Below are 21,235 nucleotides of genomic sequence, written 5' to 3'. Positions count from 1 at the left end.
AAATCCTATCCTTTATAAAGTTTCGGGTTAAGTACATCCCTTAGCCAGTCACCCAGCAGGTTAATCGAAAGTACAAATAAAATAAGCAGAACGCCGGGGAAAACCGTAATCCACCATGATCCTGAGAAAATATAGTCAAACCCGGACCTGATAAGAGAACCCAGGGAAGGCATTGTAACCGGCATGCCCAGGCCCAGAAAAGACAGGGCTGCTTCACTCATAACTGCATTTGCAATCTGTATGGTTGAAATAACCATCAGGGAGGTAAGGGAGTTGGGCAGGACATGTCTGACCATTATGACTGACTTTGATAACCCGATGACTTTTGCAGCTTCAACATATTCTTTATTTTTTTCTCTCATGACAGAAGCACGAATGGTTCTTGCGTACATTGGCCATTCCGCAAAACCAATGATCAGTATTAGAAGAGGGACTGCCAGTTGTTCGTATCGGCCGATGCCAAAAATAATCTGGAAAATTGCACCCACCAGTATTGCCAGCATAAGATACGGAAATGAAAATTGAATATCTGCTATCCGCATCAGTATGGCATCGGTTTTCCCCCCAAGATATCCTGCCGACAATCCCATGAAAATACCGATGAATGCCTGAAGTGACACAGCGCCTATGCCGATCATTATGGATGTTCTAAGACCATATAACATTGTGGAAAGCATATCTCTTCCCATGTTATCCGTGCCCAAAGGAAAACTTTTTTCCCCTCCTTCATTCCAGCTTGGAGGGATTTCAGAGTTCATAATATCGATATTGTTGGCATCATAGGGATCCATTGGCGCAATCCATGGCGCTGTGATTGCGAGGATGATAAATATGACAATTGCAATAAAGCTTGCCATGGCAACTTTATCCTGTTTGAAGCTGTATAGAAAATATGACTCTTTAAATTTTTGTAATGAACTTTTCATTTTGTTCCTGATATTCTGACTGTGGGATTAATAAATCCATAAAATATATCAACCACAGTATTGACTAAAACAAATACACTTGCCACGATAACCAGATATGCAATTAAAAGAGAAATATCAGCCCGTTCTATTGCTTCTAAAAACATAAACCCCATGCCCTGCCATTGAAAAACGGTTTCAGTAAGGATTGTAAAAGCAAACATAATACCAATTTGTAAACCAAAAACAGTGACAACGGGAAGCAACGTGTTTTTAAAGGCGTGAACAAGCCAGATGCGCATGGGCGCAAGGCCTTTTGCCCAGGCATATTTAATATATTCTGTTTCAAGAACCTCCATCATTTCAGACCGGATGAGGCGGATATATAAGGGCAGCATAATCGATGCAAGAGAGACACAGGGGAGAACCAGATGTTGCAATCCATCCAGGGTTAAAAAGCCAGAATTCCAGTAGCCATTATTAAAAATATCAACCGTTTCACCCCTGCCATAGGATGGCAGCCAGCCCAGAATCACAGAAAAGAGATAAATAAACATAATAGCGGTTAAAAAGACAGGGATTGAAACGCCTAATGTAGAAAACCCCATGAGAAACCGGGAAAACAGATGTTTGGGTTTTAAAGCTGCAAACACCCCCAATGGTAAAGAAATTAAAATAATGATTAAGGCGGCACCTAGAACAAGTTCAATGGTTGCAGGTGCATGTTTTAATATGACCTCAAGACAGGGTTTCCGATAGATTAAAGATGTTCCAAAGTCACCATGACAAACATTTTTTACAAATCGTGTATACTGTTTGAGAAAAGGATCATTTAGACCCAGTTGATCAGCGATTGCCGCTCTTTCTGCCGGTGTAACCCTTTCACCCACAAGGTCTCTGACCGGATCACCAATATTGCTTTTTATTGAAAATCCAATCAAACTGATGACCAGCATGACCATGATTGCCTGGAAAGCTCTTCTTATAATGAATGCAAACATAAATTTATCTTGTGTTGTGTTGATTTAGATGACCAGGGGTCTGTAAACAGACCCCTGGTGAATAGTAAGATAATTTAAAATTATCTAATCTTTTTATTCTACTACAAGGTCACTAAAATAAGGAAAGTTCAGTGCATTAACAATGGGTTCGATCTTAAAGTTTTTCTTTGCAGCATAGGAATGATTTTGCCAGTGAAATGGTAAAAAGGCAGCCTCATCAAAAAGAATCTGTTCCACTTCCTTAAGCATTGCCGCTCTTTTAGCCATATCCGTCTCTGACTGAGCACCAAGAACAAGTTCATCAATTTTTTTGTTGCAGTAAGCACCACTGTTATACTGGCCATATCCTGTGTCGGCATTGGTACACATGGTTAAAAATTCAGAGAAATTACCGGAATCTTCAGTATCTGAATGCCATCCAATCATCATCATATCAGCGGCTCTTTTATCAAATTCATCCCAGTACTGCGCCTTTGGCATGGTTTTAAGATTCACTTTAATACCAATTTTACCCAGCATCTGAGCGGTTGCTTCTGCAATTTTTGCATCATTAACATACCGATCATTTGGCGCCATCATCGTAATTTCAAACCCTTGAGCATAGCCTGCTTCTTTCATGAGGGCTTTGGCTTTATCAAGATCAAATCTTGGTTTAAGGCTTTCTTTGTATCCAACATAACCCACAGGGCTTTGCTGTGCAGCAACTGATGCCGTTCCCTTCATTATTTTTTCCACGATACCCGTATTGTTAACTGCATAACAGATGGCATTTCGAACTCTGGCATCTTTAAAGGCTGCAACTCTATCCTGATTCATCTGAAACGTAATGATACGTCCGCCGTTCAGTGTAACCAGATCAACTTTGGAATCGGAATTAATCCGTTTAAAATCTGTGGGAGGAACCGGAGAAATAAAATCAACATCACCGGATAAAAGCGCTGCAACCCGTGTTGCATTATTTTTAATGGGCGTCAGGACGACTTTGTCAACATTACCAGGAGATTTTGTATCCCAGTAGTCTTTAAACCGTTCCATTTCAAGCACAACACCCTGTTCAAATTTTTTAACAACAAAGGCACCCGTTCCGGATTCATTTCCATTTGCAAAGGTATGTGTAAATTTCACACAGGCATCTTTGGGTTGTCCGGTTGCATCGGTTCCTGTGTAAAATACACTATCCATTGGGAAAATATAGGTTGCCATGTTCAAAAGAAGGGGATAGGCTTTTTTTGTTTTTATATCCACTGTGTAATCATCAACAATGGTAACGCTTTCAAAGGGTTCAAAAAGACCTTTAAAGTCAACACTTTTCTGCAGACGTGCAAAAGACCATTTGACATCTTTTGCTGTAAATGGGTTGCCACTGTGAAATTTTACGCCTTTTAAAAGATAAAAACGAACGGTCAATTCATCCAGTCTTTCCCACTTTGAAGCAAGACGGGGGACAATCTGATGATCCTTATTCCACCTTACAAGCGGATCAAATACCCAGTGTGAGAGCTGAAGCATCCCACCTGAAAGCTGTACCTGAGGGTCAAGGGACACGGGGTCGGCATCAAGACCCACTTTTAAGGTCTTGGCACTGGCAGTACAGGTAAAAGATAAAACCATAAATAAACTTAAACCAATTAAAATTAATTTTTTCATCCTATCCTCCATTATAAAATTAAAACATATACCAAAATATATTTTTCAGGCATATTTTGGTGATAAAAAAAAATAGCTGTCACGAATAAATTTCACCTATCAAAAAATAGCCAAGGGGTCAAGGAATTTACAGCAATTCTCGATATCAAAATTTTGAAAAACACCGACACCTTAAAAATTGGTATGGGCTGTTCTAAGTATAATCTCTTCCTGCAAAGCCAAAGTAAGATCCACAAAATAATCGGAATATCCCGCCACTCTGACGATCAGATCTTGATGGTTTTCCGGATGCTTCTGGGCATCCCTTAACGTCTCTTCTGCCACCACGTTAAACTGTACATGGTGGCCATCCATTTTAAAATAGGAGCGGATTAAATGCACCAGAGCCTGAAGTTCCTTTTTCTCTTTAAAAAGATCGGGCAAAAATTTTTGATTTAAGAGTGTCCCACCTGTCTTTAAATGATCGATTTTGGCTACAGATTTCAATACGGCTGTGGGGCCACACCGGTCAGCCCCCTGTACCGGAGATATTCCTTCGGAAACCGGCACACCCTTTTTCCTCCCATCGGGCAACGCACCGGTGATTTCACCAAAGTAAACATGACAGGTAGTGGATAAAAGATTAATCCGAAAAACCCCTCCCTTAGCATTGGGTCTTTTGGTTACCAATCCATGGAAAACCTTAAACACTGTCTTTAATATCTCATCTGCATAATCATCATCATTGCCATACTTGGGCGTTTGATCCAGCCTGTGAATAAGGATATCGTTTCCCTCAAAGTCTTTTTCCAGCGCCTCCATCATGGTTTTCATGGAGATATGCTGCTTATCATATACATTATATTTCAGTGATGAAAAACAATCTGTAATAGTTCCCATGCCCACACCCTGGATATAGGAGGTATTGTATCTGGCACCCCCCTGGTTATAATCTTTTGCATTTTTTATACAATCTTCGGTAACAAGGGAAAGTAAGGGAACAGGCATGTACCTTGCGTTAATCTGTTCAATTATATTGTTACCCCTGATTTTGATATTAACAAAATGCTCCAATTGCTTTTTATAGGCATCAAAAAAATTGTCAAATATTTCAAAACTTATGGGGTCTCCTGTTTTAAGACCGATCTGCTTTTCTGTCCTTGGATCCCAGCCATTGTAAAGGGTGATTTCAAAAATTTTGGGAAGATTAAAATAGCCTGTCAGAATATAGCATTCCTTTCCAAAGACCCCTGCTTCTACGCAGCCCGAGGCACCAGCTTTTCTCGCATCTTCCACAGATTTGCCATGAAGAATCATCTCCTGGATAATAGCATCGGTATTAAACACTGATGGTTGACCAAATCCCGTGGCAATAATTTTCAAGGCCCGCCTGATAAACCGATCCGGATTTTTCCGTGATACCTGGATCATGGAGCTTGGCTGCAGGAGTCTCATCTCTTCAATCACATCAAGGGTGAGGTAGGTCAATTCATTAACGCCATCCTGATTATCCTTTGTGACTCCGCCAAGGTTGATCAGACAAAAATCCACATAAGTATTACTTTCCCTGGCAGTTACGCCCACCTTTGGAGGGGCCGGATGGTTATGAAATTTTATCCAGAAACAACAAAGCATTTCCTTTGCTTCTTCCCTTGTCAATATCCCGCTCTCAATATCCTTTTTATAAAAAGGATAAAGGTTCTGATCAAATCTTCCCGGGTTGTAGGCATCCCAGGGATTGAGTTCCGTGATGACCCCGACATGAAGGAACCAGTAATACTGCAAGGCCTCGTGAAAAGTTTCAGGTTTTCTGGCAGGCACTCTCCGGCAGACACAGGCCATATTCTCAAGCTCTGCTTTTCGTTTGGAATCTGTTTCATCTTTTGCCATGTGTTCCAGTTCATCTGCATGCCGTTCGGCAAAGGCGATCAGGGCATCTGCTGCAATATCAAAAGATTTTAAGATTTCCTGCTTTTCAAGGGCCTCTTTATCTTCAAAAAAATTAATGTTCCCAAGACAGTGCCCAATATCTGTTTTCAGATCATTGAATCCTTTTTGATAAATCAACTCACCGCCGGCAGTATGCCCCGGAGACCGCTGCTCCTGAAACTCGGTAAAAATTCCGGCATTAAAAGAATCAATCCACTGATCCTCCATGGCAGCAAAAATCTTTTCCCTTATGGTCTTACCTTTCCAGAACGGGATAATCTTTTCTTTATAGATTGCTTTTGTTTCCTCTGAAACCTTATAGGGCACCTTGGGTCTTGAGTTTAAAATCTCAAGATCTTCCAAAGAATGCAGGCAGATTTCAGGATATGTCGGAACCGCTTTGGGTTCGGGTCCCCGTTCTCCGACAATCAGTTCATTGTCATCGATAAATATTTTTTTATTTTCAAGCACATGTTTCAGACACAATGCTCTTTGAACCGGAATAGATTCATCCATACTGACATAGGTCTTGAAAAAAGCGGTAACAAGCTCAGCCCTTTCATGGGAGACGGTCACCTCTTTTTGTCTTGTTTTTTTTCTTAAGCTTTTTATTCTTGAATTCATTTTTATCCCCCGATTGCCACACCGAATCCCCTGGATTCAAATTGTTCTTTTACGTTTAAAACCCTTTCTTTGGATGGCGGTTGTATGTCTTCCATATGATTTTTCATATTCAAAAAATTATATTTCGCCTCACCTGCCTTATGAAGCGGCAGGATATGAATATCCCGGTAAATTGTATTTTCTTTTAAAAAAACCATAATCCTGCCAATGTTTTCGTCTGTATCCGTCATCTGCGGGATGAGGGGAAACCGTAACCTGATATTGGCCCTTTGGTTTGATAATTGTTTTAAATTATCCAGTACAAGGCAGCCGCTTTCCCCGGTATATTCTTGATGCGCCGTCTCATCTATCAATTTAATATCATAAAGAATCAAATCCACTTTTTCTGCCGCCTTCAAAAGAATCTTAACGTCAGTATATCCTGAAGTGTCGAGGCAGGTATGAATCTCTTTCTTTCGGCACAGATCCAATAGTTTGAATAATAATTTCGGTTGACACAACGGCTCCCCGCCTGAAAAAGTTACCCCGCCACCTGACTCATCATAGAAAATAAGATCTCTTTCAATTTCTTCCATTAAATCGGCAGCGACCCTGTCCATATCTTCTGCATCTGTTTGCAAGGACTTTTTCTGGCTTTCGGGGTTATGGCACCAGTGACAGGACAAAGGGCAGCCTTGAAAAAAAAGCGTGGTTCTTATTCCAGGGCCATCATGAATGGAATATCTCTGGATTTTAAAAACATATGGATTTTCAAGCATTCAAATTTTTCTCCATCAAATCAGTGTTAACGCAACACGACCTGAATCGGTTGTTCAATGGTCTAAAGACCGGCCAGGGGGTTTTCCCTGAGGGGATGGCCGAAACTCGCCCTTACAGCCTGTCATAATGGCATGTTTTCGGGTAAATGGATACTGTTGGCAGACCTCTGGTTTTATATCCTGAATCAGACAGCAAAAACTTTGTTCTTGCGGCTTTGGCTTCAGCCAGGGGCATGTCCGGGCAATGACACCAGTATCCTGATCCAGCCAGATCCTGTACTGAGTGTCTTTACCTTTTTCTTGAATAATCATAACCCGTTCCATAATATCCCTGCGGCCAAGGGCCTGCCACCTGAGGTAATCTTCTTTTGTGCAATCATTGCTATACCCGAGACTTCTGCAACAGTGCCCACACCGACAGCAGGTAAACCCATTCATATGGTTTTCAATCCAGAGACCATACTTGTCCTTTTCTACCGCCATTCCAGGGCAAACCCGGGTCTGAAAGACAATGGCGCAGATGCGGGCTATAATTTTCAACGGGTATTTTGTTGTCTCCAATATATGAGAAAAATAAAAGCCCAGATCTTTGTCATCAATCTTTTGTAGCGGATACTCCCGGCCGTGTTGAATCCATAGGCTGGTATCTTTTCCTTGTTGTACAATCCTGTACCGATTTTTCAGGATCAAAGGGGCGAGTTCCCTGAAAATCAGGGGCTGGGGGCCATATTGCTGGAAATCAATTGCAATGGCATCCAGAGCTTCATCTCTTGTCAAAAAAATCCAATTATTTTTCTCCATATTTTCCATGTTTCTTATTGAACCGGAATGAATTCTAAAAATAAGATTGCCCCCACCTTATTGGACAAGTCAAGACCGTTGAAATAAGGATGCCGGACGGACTTTCTTACAAATCCGACAACTCGGCGTGCCATGTCTTTGACGGGTTACTTTTTTACTATAAAAAACTTTATCGTTTATACCGGGTGTTGGCAAGATCAAAAATGGAAAATATTTTAGGTAGTGAGCCAATATGTCCCCTGAGATTAAATAAAATCCCAAATTAACACCTTTCAAAATCGACAAGGCAATTGGCAGATCCAGACGGCCAGTTGACGCATATATTGCTAATTTAAAGGCTTATCTATAATCTCGCGGTATCTGATCCAGTTCATTTTCTGAAAAAACCTTGATTCCGCTTTGTTTCAAAATCGCAGTGGTAACGCCAAAGCCTAGTATAAGATTAGAGTCAAAATGACCGTCATAGATATGGTGCACGCCGCAAGAAGGACTTTTTTCCTTTAATATTGCAATCTGAATATCATATTTTTCTGCAACACTGAGCGCATATTCAGCCCCTCTGATAAAAGGAAGTGTTACATCATTGCCCTCAATATCCACCACCTTTGCCTTCCCTTCTAAAACGTCCAGGCCGTTTCCATTCACGATTTGAGCTGGAAGCCTCGGGATTTTCAATCCACCCAAAACTTCAGGACAGACGCTTACAACCAATCCTTTCCGGCTCCATTTGCGCAACGATTCATCCGTTAAAGGCACATGTTTGCCGTCATATCTGACCAGATCTCCTACAAGGCAACCACTTATTAAAATTTTTCCCATACCAAAGCATATAAGATTATTCTAAATTTGTAAAAATAATCATTGACACATTTAAAATTAAATGCAATGAATTGGCATTCATTTTTTAATGGCAGGTGCTCAAGCGGAGTATTTTAAAATTCATGGCACATAATAAATTTTATAACTTTCTATTTTTATTAAGCAAAACATTTAATAAATACAATGCTTCCAATTATTTCGGAATAAATATTATCGGGTTCATTTCAGTGAGCATCAATTCATTATTTAGCAAACAAAATTTAAAATTTGTAACATAAAATAGCCGGAGGTGTTTAAAATGACACAAGTAATTACCGATCGCAGGGATATTGAATTTGTAATCCATGAACAACTTGAAGCTGAAAATCTTTCCCAACTTCATGAAAATTTTGCTGATTTTAATAAAAAAACCATCGACCTTGTCATCTCAGAAGCAAAAAACTTTGCGGTCAAAGAATTGCTTCCGACCAACAAGGAAGGGGACGAGCAGGGCTGCAAACTTGAGAACGGCAAGGTAACCACCCCGGATTCTTTTAAAAGACTCTATAAAATATTTAATGAAGGAGAATGGCTGGCAATAACCGAAGACCCGGAATGGGGCGGTCAGGGGATGCCAAAAACAGTTGCCTCTGGTGTTGCTGAATATTTCAATGGTGCAAATTATCCTTTCATGATGTATCCGGGATTGACCCAGGGGGCCGGCCACCTGTTGGAAAAATTCGGCACCCAAGAACAAAAAGACACCTATCTTAAAAATATGTTTACCGGCAAATGGACCGGCACCATGCTCCTGACCGAACCCGGTGCAGGCTCTGATGTCGGGGCTTTGACAACCAAAGCCGTCAAAAATGATGACGGTACTTTTTCAATCACCGGCGAAAAAATATTTATTTCAGGCGGTGATCATGATCTGGCAGAAAACATCATCCATCCTGTTCTTGCAAGGATAGAAGGCGCACCTGAGGGCACAAAAGGAATTTCTCTTTTTCTCGTCCCCAAGTATCTTGTAAACAAAGATGGGACACTGGGTGAATTTAATGATGTAATCTGTACAGGAATAGAACATAAAATGGGTATCCATGGCAACAGTACCTGTTCCCTTTCTCTTGGTTCCAAGGGTAATTGTATCGGGACCCTTCTGGGTGAAGAAAACAAAGGGATGAAAGCCATGTTCCTGATGATGAATGAAGCAAGATGTCTTGTTGGATTCCAGGGATTTGCGTGTGCTACAGCCGCTTATATGTATGCCCTTGATTATGCAAAAAACAGGATACAGGGAAAAGATCTGCTTGAATTCATGAACCCGGATGCCAAATCCGTCTCCATCATGAGACACCCGGATGTTAGAAGGCAGTTAATGATAATGAAGGTAATGGTCGAAGGCATGCGATCCCTGCTTTATTTTGTTATGTATTCTTCTGACATGGCCCATCACGCACCAACCCAGGAAGAAAAAGACAGATACCAGGGATTTGTTGAAGTATTGACCCCGATTGCGAAAGGATATGTAACCGACCGATCTTTTGAGATTTGCAGCCAGAGTATGCAGGTATATGGCGGATACGGTTTCATCGAAGAATATCCCGTAGCGCAGCTTCTCAGAGATTGCAGGATCACACTGATTTATGAAGGGACAAACGGTATTCAAGCCATGGATCTTCTGGGAAGAAAACTGGGCTTAAACAAGGGCAAGCCTATTATGGATCTGTTTGGTGAAATGCAGAAAGCTGTTGCTGCTGCCAAAGCCCTTCCCGAGCTTGAAAAACAGGCTGTCAAAGTCGAAGAAGCCATGAATAAATTTGCAGAGGTTGCCATCCATATGGGCCAGACAGCCATGTCTGAAAAAGCCTTGAATGCCTTTGCCAATGCCCATCCTTTTCAGGATGCAGCAGGAGATGTCACCATGGCGTGGATGCTGCTCTGGAGAGCCACCATTGCCGTCCAAAAACTTGAAAAAGCCAAAAAGAAAGATAAATCTTTTTATGAAGGAATAATCAAATCCCTGCAGTTTTACGTGGAAACTCAGATTCCTGTAACTCTTGGCAGATTCAATGCACTGATGAACACCAGCAGTGCTGCAGTAGATATTGATGATAACATGTTCCCCAAATAGACAACTATAAATTTAAGTTATCCGCCTACATAAAACGGATTGCCTCAGCTTTTAAGGCAATCCGTTTGCTATTCTCATTCATTTTCAAAGATGCTATAATCATTCATCCCATGTAATTAATGCCGGGATTTAAAACAACTTTGGATGGAAAATGAAAAATGAAAAATTTTAAGGCCAATGGACTGCCCCTGTTGATCGGAAGCCTTCCCATGGACAGTCATGAAGAAGCAACAAAACTGGTTCTTGATTACACACCTGACATTCCGCTCTGGGTACAGCTGCCTCTTTATAAAGAAGAAGGCATGATCAGCCAGTTTCTTCCCGGACTTCCCGGATTTACCGATGAGACCGACAAAAGCGTTATTGATACATCAAAGCCTGAATTTAATGAAGAATTTATTGCCTTTTTTGAGGAATATCTATCCGTAACTGAATCTGGTTCAGATGTCGGGGCTTCAAGATTTGCCCTGTCAGGCACAAGAGGAAAAGGCTTTTTTGAATTTTTAAACCAGGTGGATAAAAGAGACGCGCCATTTACTGCCCTGAAAGGTCAGGTGACAGGTCCCATCACTTTTGGGACTGCGGTAAAAGATGAAAATGATAAAGATATTTTTTACAATGACCAGTTAAAAGATGCGGCTATAAAAAAACTTGCCATGAATGCCAGGTGGCAGGCCAAAGAGTTCTCAAAAAGAGGGGCAGTTCCCATAATTTTTCTTGATGAACCGGCATTGGCCGGGTTTGGAACCTCCGCGTATATTACTATTACCAAAGAGGATGTCATTCAAAGCATTGAAGAAATCGTTCAGGAAATCCATGCTGAAAACGGTCTGGCAGGTGTCCATGTCTGTGCCAACACAGAATGGGATATGCTTTTAGACTCAAATATTGATATTATCAGCTTTGATGCCTATTCCTTTTTTGATAGATTTATCCTTTATCCTGAAATGATTAAAGCTTACTTAGGCCAAGGGAAATTTCTTGCCTGGGGGATTGTCCCAACCCACAAAGCAGAAGTAATTGAGGCACAAACCACCCAGGGTCTTGTTCAACTGCTCCATGACCAGATGGATGAATTGTCGAAAAAAATCCAGATGGATAAAGAGACTATCCTATCACAATCCTTTATTACACCCAGCTGCGGCACAGGCTCTCTTGATCTTGGGTCTGCCAAAAAGGTATTAAGACTGACCAAAGAGGTGTCAGCGGCATTCAGACGAGACTAATGCCATCAAAAATACTATTGATTCTCTTTTAGGGCTTCAGTTGAAAAATCCTTGGAGCGCCTTTCGAGATCTTCAAAATAAACAGGGTAGCATTTCATCATTTCAGCAAGCGCTTTATCCCATGGAAGATCTGCAAATGTCCCATGATCTTTAACGTATTCCATATGTTTGTTCCCTGATTTATCAAAAGGATGGAATATGGAATCCTTTGTTCCGCCAAACTCCAAAGGTTTTACATTAAAATTATTACAAAGTGTCAGGTTGAACGCAGGCGTTGCCTTCACCCATTTGTTAGTTAAAAACAATTCTGTGTATCCATGATAAACAAAAACATCTGTCCCCATCAATTCCTCTAACCGTTTGGTGTTCAGATGATTTTTAACATCAGCAAATCCAAGTCTTGCGGGAATTTTCTGACTCCTGGCACAGGCGGCCAGCAGCACCGCTTTGGCCACGCAATATCCATGTCCTTTATTCAAAACGGAACTTGCCTTCATGGATTCTTTTAAAGGCTCTATGCTGTATGGGTTGTATCTGATGCCATCCCTGACGGCATAATAAAGGCAAACCGCCTTTTGGATCTCAGTTTCACCGGATTTACTATTCCGGTTTGCAAACTCAATCACTGCTGGATGATCACTGTCAATAAAATACGTTGGTTGTAAATATTCTTCCATAATTTAGACCTGATCCTAATTCTTATTATAAGCAAGTGTCTTTTGTATAGCACCTTATTAAAAAAAGGAAGGTTTTATTGTATCTCGAAACAAAAATGTCCCATAATTTGAGACACAACCCCTACCGATTGTCTGCAACAGCCCTGAAATGTCTTCGCATCAACCGGTCTTCCAATATCTGGCATACTTTATGCTTTTTACTCTTAATAAGTTTTTAAGTAAGTTATTAAACTTTAAATAAAAAAAGGTGTCGCGTGGCAAAACCCTATGGAAGAAAAACAAAAAAAAAGGTGGGGAAAATTCTTCTGGAACCCCATCGGGAAACTGCCATGAAAATGTTAAGGCAAATTCCTGATGAGCAGCTGGTTGGGCATTTTTTTTCTCATTTTTATCATAAAAATGAACTGATAAAATTCCGGAGTATCGCAGCAATGGGAGCCCTTGGATCACGAATGGGACGAAAAAATATGGAAAAAGCCAGGATTGTTCTACGGCGAATCATGTGGAACCTGAATGACGAATCCGGCGGAATCGGATGGGGGTCGCCTGAAGCTATGGGAGAAATTCTTTCCCAAAGTCCGGAACTCGCCCTGGAATTTAAATCCATTCTTTTCTCATACCTTGATCCGGATGGCAATTATCTTGAACATGAAGCGCTTCAAAGGGGTGTTTTATGGGGAATCGGGACATATCTCGAATCAAATAATCCCCACGAGCTGAATGAAAAGACAAAAGGACTCCTTTGGGGATATTTATATTCTTTAGATCCTGTCAAACGAGGATATGCCGTAAGGGCCTTGATTAACAACAACTGTTTTAATTGCAGCCTTGTACCTGAAAACATTATGGCAGACACTCATCGGATTGATCTATTTAACGGCTGGGATTTTATAGCAACACGTATTTCAGATATGGCCCTGTCCTGTGAAAGTCAGGAAATATTTGCATAAATTATTTTGTGGCATGCTTATTGAATTAACCCTTAAAAACGAAGTTAGCCGGATATGTGTGAAACAAATAATAATAATGATGGACTTATGCTTAAAAAAAAATGTGACATAAATATTGCTCAAACCATTGACCTTGCGCAACAAATGATCAAACTTGCGCAAACGGGTTATGAGCAGCGGGAAGACCCGGGATGCGGCATCCTTTATGGAATTCTTCTGGATTCCGGGTACCGGCTTCTCGATCTGGCACAAAAAGAAAAGCACGCGCATGTCCAAAAAGGCTGGTGGGACAATTCAATAAAAAAGGAGACGATTTAATGAAGACGTATGTTTGTTCAGTATGCGGTTATTCCCATAAGGGTGACCAGGCCCCTGAAAAATGCCCTCAATGCGGCGCAGCAAAAGAAAAATTTTCCGTACAGGAAGGAGAACTGGTCTGGGCCGATGCCCATGTGATTGGTGTGGCAAAAGATGTTGATGCTGAAATCCTTCAGGGATTAAGGAACAATTTTATGGGCGAATGCACGGAAGTGGGCATGTACCTTGCCATGAGCCGCCAGGCAGACCGTGAAGGATACCCCGAAGTGGCAGAAGCCTATAAAAGAATCGCATTTGAAGAAGCTGACCATGCATCAAAATTTGCAGAACTTTTAGGTGAAGTGGTTGAAGCTGATACAAAGGCAAACCTGACAGCCAGGGTGCTTGCAGAATATGGTGCCTGTGCCGGGAAAAAAGAAATTGCTGTAAAAGCAAAAGAACTTGGGTATGATGCTATCCATGATACCGTACATGAAATGTGCAAGGATGAGGCCCGTCACGGTCTGGCATTTCAAGGACTGTTAAACCGGTTTTTCAAATAAACCAATTTTATAAATCATGGAAACATTGTTATCTATGAAAACACCTGTTGTTGAGTTGAGTAGCTGTATCCTCTGCGAAATCTGTGTTGAGCTGGCTCCCCACGCATTTGCCATCAATGATGCAGGCTTTGTTGAAGTACTTTACCTTGACGACTACTCAGACGAAGATATCCATGAAGCCATAAAAAATTGTCCCAAAGACTGTATCACCTGGGAATAAATTTTTAACCCGAAGATTTTTTAAATCTTCGGGTTTGGTTTCATCTCACCCGAACACACCCCTTTTTTACTCAAATTCTATGAGTATTTTATAAATCAATAAAAAAAACATTGCGCCTGATACACAAATGTGTCATTTACCAACCAAGCGACCCTAATAAATAATTATTTTTTTATATCTGGGAAATAACACAATGACCGACTTGATACAGCCCATACTTGACCATGACAATCTCAATCTTGTTCTGGACAGCTTAAAATTAGGAATTATTGTCCATACTCCTGAAAGAATTATTACGGTTTTTAATAAAGAAGCGGAAAAAATTACCGGATATCTAAAAAAAGAGGTTATTGGGAAAGATTGTCATACGGTTTTCCAGGCACCTTTCTGTGGAGAAAAATGTTCTTTTTGCGACGGTATACCGGATTTTTCTTTTGGTTCAAAAGAATATCCATTGAACATTGTTACAAAAGACGGTTCCGCCCGTCAGCTTGAAATGACTGTCTCCGCCATTATCAGCCACGATAATATATTTAAGGGAGTGCTTGCATCCTTCAGAGATATGACTGAATCCTTTAACCTGTCTTTAAAAGCTGAAACCCTTTCAAATTTTGCAGACATTATTGGCAAACACGAATCCATGCAGGATGTTTTCAGACAAATCAGGGATGTTGCCCTGTACAATTATCCGGTCAATGTATCCGGTGCCACCGGCACGGGAAAAGAGCGGGTGGCCTATGCCATTCATGATATCAGTTCCTATGGTAGCGGTGCTTTTGTGCCTGTAAATTGCGGTGCCCTTCCTGAAGGAATTGTGGAAAGTGAATTATTTGGTCATGTCAAAGGGGCCTTTTCAGGCGCTATCAAAGAGAGGAAAGGAAGGTTTGAACTGGCCCACAAGGGAACCCTCTTTCTGGATGAAGTGGCTGAACTGCCCTTAAAAACCCAGGTGAAATTGTTAAGATTTTTACAGGAAGGTTCTTTTGAAAAAGTCGGTGGTGAAAAAAAAATCTCTGTGGAGGTCAGGATCATCAGTGCCACCAATAAAAATCTTAAAGAAGAAGTCATGGCCGGCAGATTCAGAGAAGACCTTTTTTACAGGCTTAATGTGATTCCCATCCATCTACCGCCTTTAAGACAGCGCAAAAGTGATATCCCCCTTTTGGCTGCCCTTTTTTTAAAACAGGCTGAACAGGAAAGCCCAAATGCTGTTCCGCAACTTGCCGGTGAGACGCTTGATATGATGCTCGATTACCATTGGCCGGGAAATGTCAGGGAATTAAAAAATGTGATCCAGTTTTCCGTGGTGCGATCCCGGGGGGGCAAAATACTGCCATCGGATCTACCCATGGAAATCATCCGGGACAAAGATGTTAGCTTTCGGTTCTCAGACAGACCTGAGCCACAGGATATCATTCCTGCCAGGGGAAAACTTGACATTGAATCGGTTAAGGCTGCCATCAAAAAAACCGGCGGTAACAAATCCAAGGCTGCGAGACTCTTAGGTGTAGGAAGAGCAACGCTTTACAGATTCCTTACCCGGAATGAAGAAATAAAAAATTATGTGGATCAATTTTAGCCGTGTAATTTCAAACTTTTTCCATTTTCATCAAAACTGAACTCGATGATCTCATCCTGGCTGAATTCTCCTTTAAGGATCACCATAGACAAGGGATTTTCGATCTCCTGCTGAATAAGTCGTTTTAAAGGGCGTGCGCCAAAGGTCGGATCATATCCTTTTTTTGCCAGGTGCTCCATTGCAGAATCATCCAAATGGATCTTCAGGTTGCGGGATTTCAGCCGTTGATTAAGCTTTTCAATCTGAATGGCGGCAATCTGTTTTATATCCTCCATTGTCAAAGTATGAAACGTAATGATTTCATCAATCCGGTTTAAGAATTCCAGCCTGAACGCCTCTTTCAATGCATGGGCAATCCCCTGCTGAATATCGGCATCCTCAAGTCTGCTGTTTATCCCTGCCTCCTGCAAAAACCGGGAACCCACATTGGATGTCATAATGATAATGGTGTTTCGAAAATCCACAGTCCTGCCGTGCCCGTCTGTCATCCTTCCGTCATCCAGGACCTGTAGAAGAACATTGAATACATCCTGATGCGCTTTCTCAATCTCATCAAACAGAATCACCGAGTAAGGACGTCTTCTCACGGCCTCTGTCAAAAACCCTCCTTCATCATATCCCACATATCCCGGGGGTGCGCCAATGAGCCGGGCCACAGAATGCTTTTCCATATATTCTGACATGTCCACCCGGATCATATTCTCATCACTGTCAAAGATAAATTGGGCAAGGGATTTAGCAAGTTCAGTCTTCCCAACCCCTGTCGGCCCCATGAAAATAAAGGTGCCGATGGGGCGGTCTTCCGGCGCAAGTCCTGATCTGGCACGTCTTACTGCATTGGATACAGCATCAATGGCTTTTTGCTGACCAATCACCCTTTTTTTAATTGCATCTTCCATCCGGATCAGTTTTTCCTGCTCCCCCTTGAGCATTTTAGACACTGGAATCCCTGTCCAGGCTGAAACAACTTCTGCCACATCAGATGCTTCCACATCTTCTTTAAGCATTCTTTTGTCCTGCTGAAGATCATTTAAGGTCTGTTTTTTGACTTCAAGGTCTTTTTGTAATTGTTCGATAGTTCCGTATCTGATCTGGGCCACCCTTTCAAGATCTCCATTGCGCTCTGCCACATGAGCCTCCGTCTGAAATCGGTCAATATCCTCTCTGATACCACTGATCACCTGAATAAGCTGTTTTTCACTGTCCCAATGAAATTTTAACGGCTCAACCTCCTCTTTCATAGCCGCGATATCCATTTCAAGTTTTCCAAGCCGCTCTTTAGATGCCTTGTCTTTTTCCTTGAGCAGGGCCTGTTGTTCGATCTGGGCCTGGGTGATTTTTCTTAAGATCTCATCAATTGCCCTTGGCATGGAGTCAATCTCTATCCTCAGCCGGGACGCACATTCGTCAATCAGATCCACCGCCTTATCCGGGAGAAACCGGTCTGCAATATATCGGTTTGACAGGGTGGCAGCCGCTACAAGGGCAGAGTCTTTTATCCTTATCCCATGGTGAACCGCATATTTTTCTTTCAACCCTCTTAATATAGAGATGGTATCTTCTACAGTGGGCTCTTTTGCAAAAACCTGCTGAAAGCGCCTTTCAAGAGCAGCGTCCTTTTCAATATATTTTCGATATTCGTTCAGTGTGGTAGCGCCAACACATCTCAGGGTTCCACGGGCTAAGGCAGGCTTTAACATATTGGAGGCATCCACAGACCCCTCTGCTGCCCCGGCACCGACCACGGTATGCAGCTCATCGATAAAAAGCACCACTTCACCCTGGGCTGCTTCCACCTCTTTTAATACAGTTTTGAGCCGTTCTTCAAACTCACCCCGGAACTTGGCTCCGGCAAGCAGCGCCCCCATATCAAGGGCTATCACCCGCCTGTTTTTTAAGGTTTCAGATACGTCTCCTTCAACAATTCTCTGGGCCAGGCCTTCTACAATAGCAGTTTTCCCGACGCCGGGTTCACCTATGAGTACGGGATTGTTTTTCCGTCTTCTTGACAGGACCTGTACAATTCGCCGGATTTCTTCGTCCCTTCCAATGACCGGATCAAGCTTGCCTTCCCGGGCAAGCATCGTTAAATCTCGTCCGAATTTTTCAAGGGCCTGGTATTTTTCTTCGGGATTCTGGTCTGTCACGCTCTGGTTTCCCCGGATATCCTTTAACACGGTCAGAATTGCTTCCCGAGTGACACCATTTTGTTTCAGTATATTAAAGGCCTCTCCTTTCATTGTGGTAAGGGACAAAATGATATGCTCAAGGCTCACGTACTGATCCTTCATTTTTCCAGCTTCCAAAAACGAATGATCCAACACTTTTTTACTGTCCTGCGAGAGATAAATACTGGCGGTCCCCGACACCTTGACGAGTTTCTCAATAGATGTCTGGATATTTTTTTTCAGAACACCAACCTGGACACCGATCTTTTTTAATATGGACAGGACAATTCCCTGATCATCCTCTATCATGGCCTTTAAAAAATGGGTCGGCTCAATGGCCTGGTTGCCATTTTTCCGGGCCGTATCATGGGCTGCCTGCAAGAGCTCCTGGGATTTAAGCGTTAATTTATCGAGTTCCATAAAACACCTTTCATTATTTTTTATAATTTATTACATAAAGTAATGCAAAAAAAGATGGCGTCAAGCAACCGCCTCTCAATTATTTTTGTATCTGTCTATCCTTTGGATGCACGGTTTTCTCATTGACAACCCCCACTCTGTGGTATATGTTTAGAAAAATAAGTCAAGATGACAAATAACCCTTTAACTTAAAAAAGTGCACTAATGAAAAGCAATAAATTCAAAGACATCCGAGCCAAACTGAATAAAACACAAAAAGAGCTGGCACAGCTTCTTGGAGTCTCTATCAAGGCAATTCACAGTTATGAACAAGGCTGGCGCAAAATACCTCATCATGTTGAACGGCAATTACTTTTCCTGCTTTCCCGGGTAATCCTGGACAATGGCAAACCTTCGGATAAATGCTGGGATCTACGGAAATGTCCTGATAAAAGGCTTAAAAAATGCCCGGCCTGGGAATTTAAATCCGGCGATCTGTGCTGGTTTATCAACGGAACCAAATGCAGTGGAGAAGCCCACAAGTCATGGGAGGACAAAATGGAAGAATGCCGAGCCTGCAAAGTGTTTATACATTTTTTTGAAGCAAAAAAAGGAATTTAAAACCAATGGATGATTTTATTATAAATAACGCCTGCCGAACCGAAAGAGACAATGCTTCTGAGTATCGCAAAGAATTACCACATGCTATCAATGCTATTCTTGCATCTATGGATGATAAGAGGTGCTTTGCCCATATAGGAGATGAACCGATTCATTTTTCAACAAGCGTAAAAGAAATGATTGATAAATTCAGAGAAATTCTTTTTCCCGGCTACTTTTCCCGTGAGAAAATTGACGGGGCAAACCTTGTTTACAATATGGGCCAGGCAGTTTCATTATTGTATGATATCCTGTCAGAACAGATCATTCATGTGCTGAGACATGACTGTCTGCGATATGGTCAGGCATGCGCTGAATGTGAAAAAAGCGGGAATTCCATTGCTTTGGAAATCATCCAGTCCATTCCGGATATTCGCATTTCTCTGGCCAAAGATGTAAAAGCCGCCTACGATGGTGATCCTGCTGCAAAAAGTCATGATGAAGTCATTTTTTCCTATCCCGGATTATATGCCATCACGGTTTACAGAATCTCTCATATTCTTTCCAATCTGGGGGTTCCCCAACTGCCAAGAATTATGACGGAACATGCCCACAGCCTGACCGGGATCGACATTCATCCGGGTGCAAAAATAGGAGAAAGATTTGTCATTGATCACGGAACAGGTGTTGTTGTGGGTGAAACCAGTATCATCGGCAATAATGTCAGAATCTATCAAAATGTTACCATTGGTGCATTGTCTCTGCCCCCGGACGCAGGAGAAAAACTTCGGGGGGCCAAACGCCATCCCACCATTGAAGATGATGTCATCATCTATTCCGGTGCCACCATCCTGGGAGGAGAAACCACCATTGGTGCCCGGTCCGTTGTGGGCGGCAATGTCTGGCTGACCAATTCTATTCCGCCGGACACCAAAGTCTTTATTGACTCTCCGCACCTTATTTACAAATACCAGAAAACCCGGAAAGATTTGAGCCATGCACAAGCCTGACATTACAAAGGCCTGCGGCAACACCCCTTTGGTCTACCTGAAAACCGCCAGCAGGGAAACAGGAACAAAACTATATGGAAAACCTGAATTTTTTAACCCGGCCTCCAGTGTAAAAGACCGGATCGGTCTTGCCATGATTGAGGATGCCCTTGAAACAAAAAAAATCAATTTGGAATCCACCATTGTTGAACCGACCAGTGGCAATACCGGCATTGCCCTTGCCTTTGTGACCCGGGTCAAAGGATTGAAACTGATTTTAACCATGCCGGAAACCATGAGCATTGAAAGACGGCAGCTTTTAGAACACCTGGGAGCAACCCTTGTTCTGACCAAAGGGTCAAAGGGGATGAAAGGTGCCATTGAAGCGGCAAAGAAAATTGTTAAAGAAACGCCCAATTCCTTTATGCCCGACCAGTTTTCCAATCCAGCCAATCCTGAAATCCATCGAAAAACCACTGCATTGGAAATCTGGAATGATACCCATGGAAAGGTTGATATCTTTGTAGCAGGCGTGGGCACCGGCGGCACCATCACAGGGGTTTCTGAAGTTTTAAAAGAAAAAAATCCTGATCTCAAATCCGTGGCAGTAGAGCCTGCCGCTTCACCCGTCATTTCCGGCGGAACTCCGGGTCCCCACAAAATTCAGGGCATTGGTGCAGGCTTCATTCCCAAAAATCTTAACGTGGATATCCTCGATGAAGTCATTACCATTGAAAACGAAGAGGCCCTTAAGGGAGCAAGGGATCTTGCCAAACAGGAAGGAATCCTATGCGGTATTTCATCGGGTGCAGCATTTCATGCCGCAAAAACCATTGCATCTCGTCCAGAGAATAAAGGCAAAACAATTGTGTTTATCATCCCGGATACAGGGGAAAGATATCTGAGTACAGATCTGTTTAAAACATCCTGAATAGAGGGATGATTCAGATTTCCCGACTCGGGTATTTGGCGGAAATGCCAAGGCTGTCAA

General features: G+C 42.1%; 19 protein-coding genes. 10 read left to right on the top strand and 9 right to left on the bottom strand.

Annotated elements, in window-relative coordinates; all coding sequences use genetic code 11:
- Window positions 1–5: 5 nt before the first annotated feature.
- The 7 genes from HGJ91_RS10915 to HGJ91_RS10885 all read right to left on the bottom strand — a co-directional run bounded on the left by HGJ91_RS10915 (window position 6) and on the right by HGJ91_RS10885 (window position 8,463).
- The gene (locus HGJ91_RS10915) at window positions 6–926 is read right to left on the bottom strand and encodes an ABC transporter permease (protein ID WP_291347781.1); all 921 of its coding nucleotides are present in this window, start codon (window positions 924–926) and stop codon (window positions 6–8) included.
- A complete protein-coding gene (locus HGJ91_RS10910) occupies window positions 923–1,906 on the bottom strand; it encodes an ABC transporter permease (protein WP_291347780.1) in 984 nt (327 codons plus the stop codon). The genes HGJ91_RS10915 and HGJ91_RS10910 overlap by 4 nt, the downstream gene beginning before the upstream one ends.
- Before the next feature lie 93 nt (window positions 1,907–1,999).
- The gene (locus HGJ91_RS10905; protein ID WP_291347779.1) at window positions 2,000–3,553 is read right to left on the bottom strand and encodes an ABC transporter substrate-binding protein; all 1,554 of its coding nucleotides are present in this window, start codon (window positions 3,551–3,553) and stop codon (window positions 2,000–2,002) included.
- Between the two features lie 171 nt (window positions 3,554–3,724).
- Complete coding sequence (hypD, locus tag HGJ91_RS10900) at window positions 3,725–6,085, bottom strand: trans-4-hydroxy-L-proline dehydratase (protein WP_291347778.1); 2,361 nt, start codon at window positions 6,083–6,085, stop codon at window positions 3,725–3,727.
- Between the two features lie 2 nt (window positions 6,086–6,087).
- Window positions 6,088–6,843, bottom strand: coding sequence for a glycyl-radical enzyme activating protein (locus HGJ91_RS10895; RefSeq protein WP_291347777.1), 756 nt, complete (start codon window positions 6,841–6,843; stop codon window positions 6,088–6,090).
- Window positions 6,844–6,897: 54 nt separating this feature from the next.
- Complete coding sequence (locus HGJ91_RS10890; RefSeq protein WP_291347776.1) at window positions 6,898–7,644, bottom strand: hypothetical protein; 747 nt, start codon at window positions 7,642–7,644, stop codon at window positions 6,898–6,900.
- A 339-nt stretch (window positions 7,645–7,983) separates the two neighbouring features.
- Window positions 7,984–8,463, bottom strand: a complete 480-nt coding sequence (locus HGJ91_RS10885; protein WP_291347775.1) for a DUF523 domain-containing protein — start codon at window positions 8,461–8,463, stop codon at window positions 7,984–7,986.
- Between the two features lie 298 nt (window positions 8,464–8,761).
- On the opposite strand from HGJ91_RS10885, the gene HGJ91_RS10880 reads away from it, so the two are divergent.
- Both HGJ91_RS10880 and HGJ91_RS10875 read left to right on the top strand, forming a co-directional pair.
- On the top strand, window positions 8,762–10,576 hold the full coding sequence (locus HGJ91_RS10880; protein ID WP_291347774.1) for an acyl-CoA dehydrogenase: 1,815 nt from the start codon (window positions 8,762–8,764) through the stop codon (window positions 10,574–10,576).
- 158 nt (window positions 10,577–10,734) lie between these two features.
- Window positions 10,735–11,802, top strand: coding sequence for a hypothetical protein (locus HGJ91_RS10875; RefSeq protein WP_291347773.1), 1,068 nt, complete (start codon window positions 10,735–10,737; stop codon window positions 11,800–11,802).
- Window positions 11,803–11,816: 14 nt separating this feature from the next.
- On the opposite strand, the gene HGJ91_RS10870 is transcribed toward HGJ91_RS10875, so the two are convergent.
- Entirely contained in the window at window positions 11,817–12,479 is a 663-nt protein-coding gene (locus HGJ91_RS10870) for a transglutaminase family protein (protein ID WP_291347772.1), read from the bottom strand.
- A gap of 254 nt (window positions 12,480–12,733) precedes the next feature.
- On the opposite strand from HGJ91_RS10870, the gene HGJ91_RS10865 reads away from it, so the two are divergent.
- The 5 genes from HGJ91_RS10865 (at window position 12,734) to HGJ91_RS10845 (ending at window position 16,088) form a co-directional block, all read left to right on the top strand.
- On the top strand, window positions 12,734–13,429 hold the full coding sequence (locus HGJ91_RS10865) for a DVU0298 family protein (RefSeq protein ID WP_291347771.1): 696 nt from the start codon (window positions 12,734–12,736) through the stop codon (window positions 13,427–13,429).
- An 87-nt stretch (window positions 13,430–13,516) separates the two neighbouring features.
- Window positions 13,517–13,747 (top strand): hypothetical protein, encoded by a 231-nt coding sequence (locus HGJ91_RS10860; RefSeq protein WP_291347770.1) that lies wholly within the window; start codon window positions 13,517–13,519, stop codon window positions 13,745–13,747.
- Entirely contained in the window at window positions 13,747–14,289 is a 543-nt protein-coding gene (locus HGJ91_RS10855) for an NADH peroxidase (protein WP_291347769.1), read from the top strand. The genes HGJ91_RS10860 and HGJ91_RS10855 overlap by 1 nt, the downstream gene beginning before the upstream one ends.
- A 34-nt stretch (window positions 14,290–14,323) precedes the next feature.
- On the top strand, window positions 14,324–14,509 hold the full coding sequence (locus HGJ91_RS10850) for a ferredoxin (protein ID WP_291347768.1): 186 nt from the start codon (window positions 14,324–14,326) through the stop codon (window positions 14,507–14,509).
- A gap of 193 nt (window positions 14,510–14,702) precedes the next feature.
- Window positions 14,703–16,088, top strand: a complete 1,386-nt coding sequence (locus HGJ91_RS10845) for a sigma 54-interacting transcriptional regulator (RefSeq protein ID WP_291347767.1) — start codon at window positions 14,703–14,705, stop codon at window positions 16,086–16,088.
- Here the strand turns inward: HGJ91_RS10845 and clpB are convergent.
- A complete protein-coding gene (gene clpB / locus HGJ91_RS10840; protein ID WP_291347766.1) occupies window positions 16,085–18,676 on the bottom strand; it encodes an ATP-dependent chaperone ClpB in 2,592 nt (863 codons plus the stop codon). The genes HGJ91_RS10845 and clpB overlap by 4 nt on opposite strands.
- A 204-nt stretch (window positions 18,677–18,880) precedes the next feature.
- Between clpB and HGJ91_RS10835 the strand changes: the two genes are divergently transcribed.
- The 3 genes from HGJ91_RS10835 to cysK are packed head-to-tail and all read left to right on the top strand — an operon-like array spanning window position 18,881 to window position 21,175.
- A complete protein-coding gene (locus tag HGJ91_RS10835) occupies window positions 18,881–19,276 on the top strand; it encodes a helix-turn-helix transcriptional regulator (RefSeq protein ID WP_291347765.1) in 396 nt (131 codons plus the stop codon).
- Between the two features lie 5 nt (window positions 19,277–19,281).
- Complete coding sequence (epsC, locus tag HGJ91_RS10830; RefSeq protein ID WP_291347764.1) at window positions 19,282–20,265, top strand: serine O-acetyltransferase EpsC; 984 nt, start codon at window positions 19,282–19,284, stop codon at window positions 20,263–20,265.
- Entirely contained in the window at window positions 20,252–21,175 is a 924-nt protein-coding gene (cysK, locus tag HGJ91_RS10825; RefSeq protein ID WP_291347763.1) for a cysteine synthase A, read from the top strand. The genes epsC and cysK overlap by 14 nt, the downstream gene beginning before the upstream one ends.
- Window positions 21,176–21,235 lie beyond the last annotated feature (60 nt).

It is taken from the genome of Desulfobacula sp. (genome assembly GCF_014237455.1).
In the GTDB taxonomy this organism is placed as follows: domain Bacteria; phylum Desulfobacterota; class Desulfobacteria; order Desulfobacterales; family Desulfobacteraceae; genus Desulfobacula.
The sequence above is the reverse complement of the archived record's forward strand: the minus strand, read 5'-3'. Positions and strand labels throughout refer to the sequence as shown.

Excerpts from the sequence above, each read along its gene's own strand:
- HGJ91_RS10895 (WP_291347777.1), bottom strand. The coding sequence starts at position 6,843 with ATGCTTGAAAATCCATATGTTTTTAAAATCCAGAGATATTCCATTCAT.
- HGJ91_RS10915 (WP_291347781.1), bottom strand. The coding sequence starts at position 926 with ATGAAAAGTTCATTACAAAAATTTAAAGAGTCATATTTTCTATACAGC.
- HGJ91_RS10870 (WP_291347772.1), bottom strand. The coding sequence starts at position 12,479 with ATGGAAGAATATTTACAACCAACGTATTTTATTGACAGTGATCATCCA.
- HGJ91_RS10860 (WP_291347770.1), top strand. The coding sequence starts at position 13,517 with ATGCTTAAAAAAAAATGTGACATAAATATTGCTCAAACCATTGACCTT.
- cysK (WP_291347763.1), top strand. The coding sequence starts at position 20,252 with ATGCACAAGCCTGACATTACAAAGGCCTGCGGCAACACCCCTTTGGTC.
- epsC (WP_291347764.1), top strand. The coding sequence starts at position 19,282 with ATGGATGATTTTATTATAAATAACGCCTGCCGAACCGAAAGAGACAAT.
- HGJ91_RS10885 (WP_291347775.1), bottom strand. The coding sequence starts at position 8,463 with ATGGGAAAAATTTTAATAAGTGGTTGCCTTGTAGGAGATCTGGTCAGA.
- HGJ91_RS10905 (WP_291347779.1), bottom strand. The coding sequence starts at position 3,553 with ATGAAAAAATTAATTTTAATTGGTTTAAGTTTATTTATGGTTTTATCT.
- HGJ91_RS10845 (WP_291347767.1), top strand. The coding sequence starts at position 14,703 with ATGACCGACTTGATACAGCCCATACTTGACCATGACAATCTCAATCTT.
- HGJ91_RS10835 (WP_291347765.1), top strand. The coding sequence starts at position 18,881 with ATGAAAAGCAATAAATTCAAAGACATCCGAGCCAAACTGAATAAAACA.
- HGJ91_RS10875 (WP_291347773.1), top strand. The coding sequence starts at position 10,735 with ATGAAAAATTTTAAGGCCAATGGACTGCCCCTGTTGATCGGAAGCCTT.
- clpB (WP_291347766.1), bottom strand. The coding sequence starts at position 18,676 with ATGGAACTCGATAAATTAACGCTTAAATCCCAGGAGCTCTTGCAGGCA.
- HGJ91_RS10880 (WP_291347774.1), top strand. The coding sequence starts at position 8,762 with ATGACACAAGTAATTACCGATCGCAGGGATATTGAATTTGTAATCCAT.
- HGJ91_RS10890 (WP_291347776.1), bottom strand. The coding sequence starts at position 7,644 with ATGGAGAAAAATAATTGGATTTTTTTGACAAGAGATGAAGCTCTGGAT.
- hypD (WP_291347778.1), bottom strand. The coding sequence starts at position 6,085 with ATGAATTCAAGAATAAAAAGCTTAAGAAAAAAAACAAGACAAAAAGAG.
- HGJ91_RS10910 (WP_291347780.1), bottom strand. The coding sequence starts at position 1,906 with ATGTTTGCATTCATTATAAGAAGAGCTTTCCAGGCAATCATGGTCATG.
- HGJ91_RS10850 (WP_291347768.1), top strand. The coding sequence starts at position 14,324 with ATGAAAACACCTGTTGTTGAGTTGAGTAGCTGTATCCTCTGCGAAATC.
- HGJ91_RS10855 (WP_291347769.1), top strand. The coding sequence starts at position 13,747 with ATGAAGACGTATGTTTGTTCAGTATGCGGTTATTCCCATAAGGGTGAC.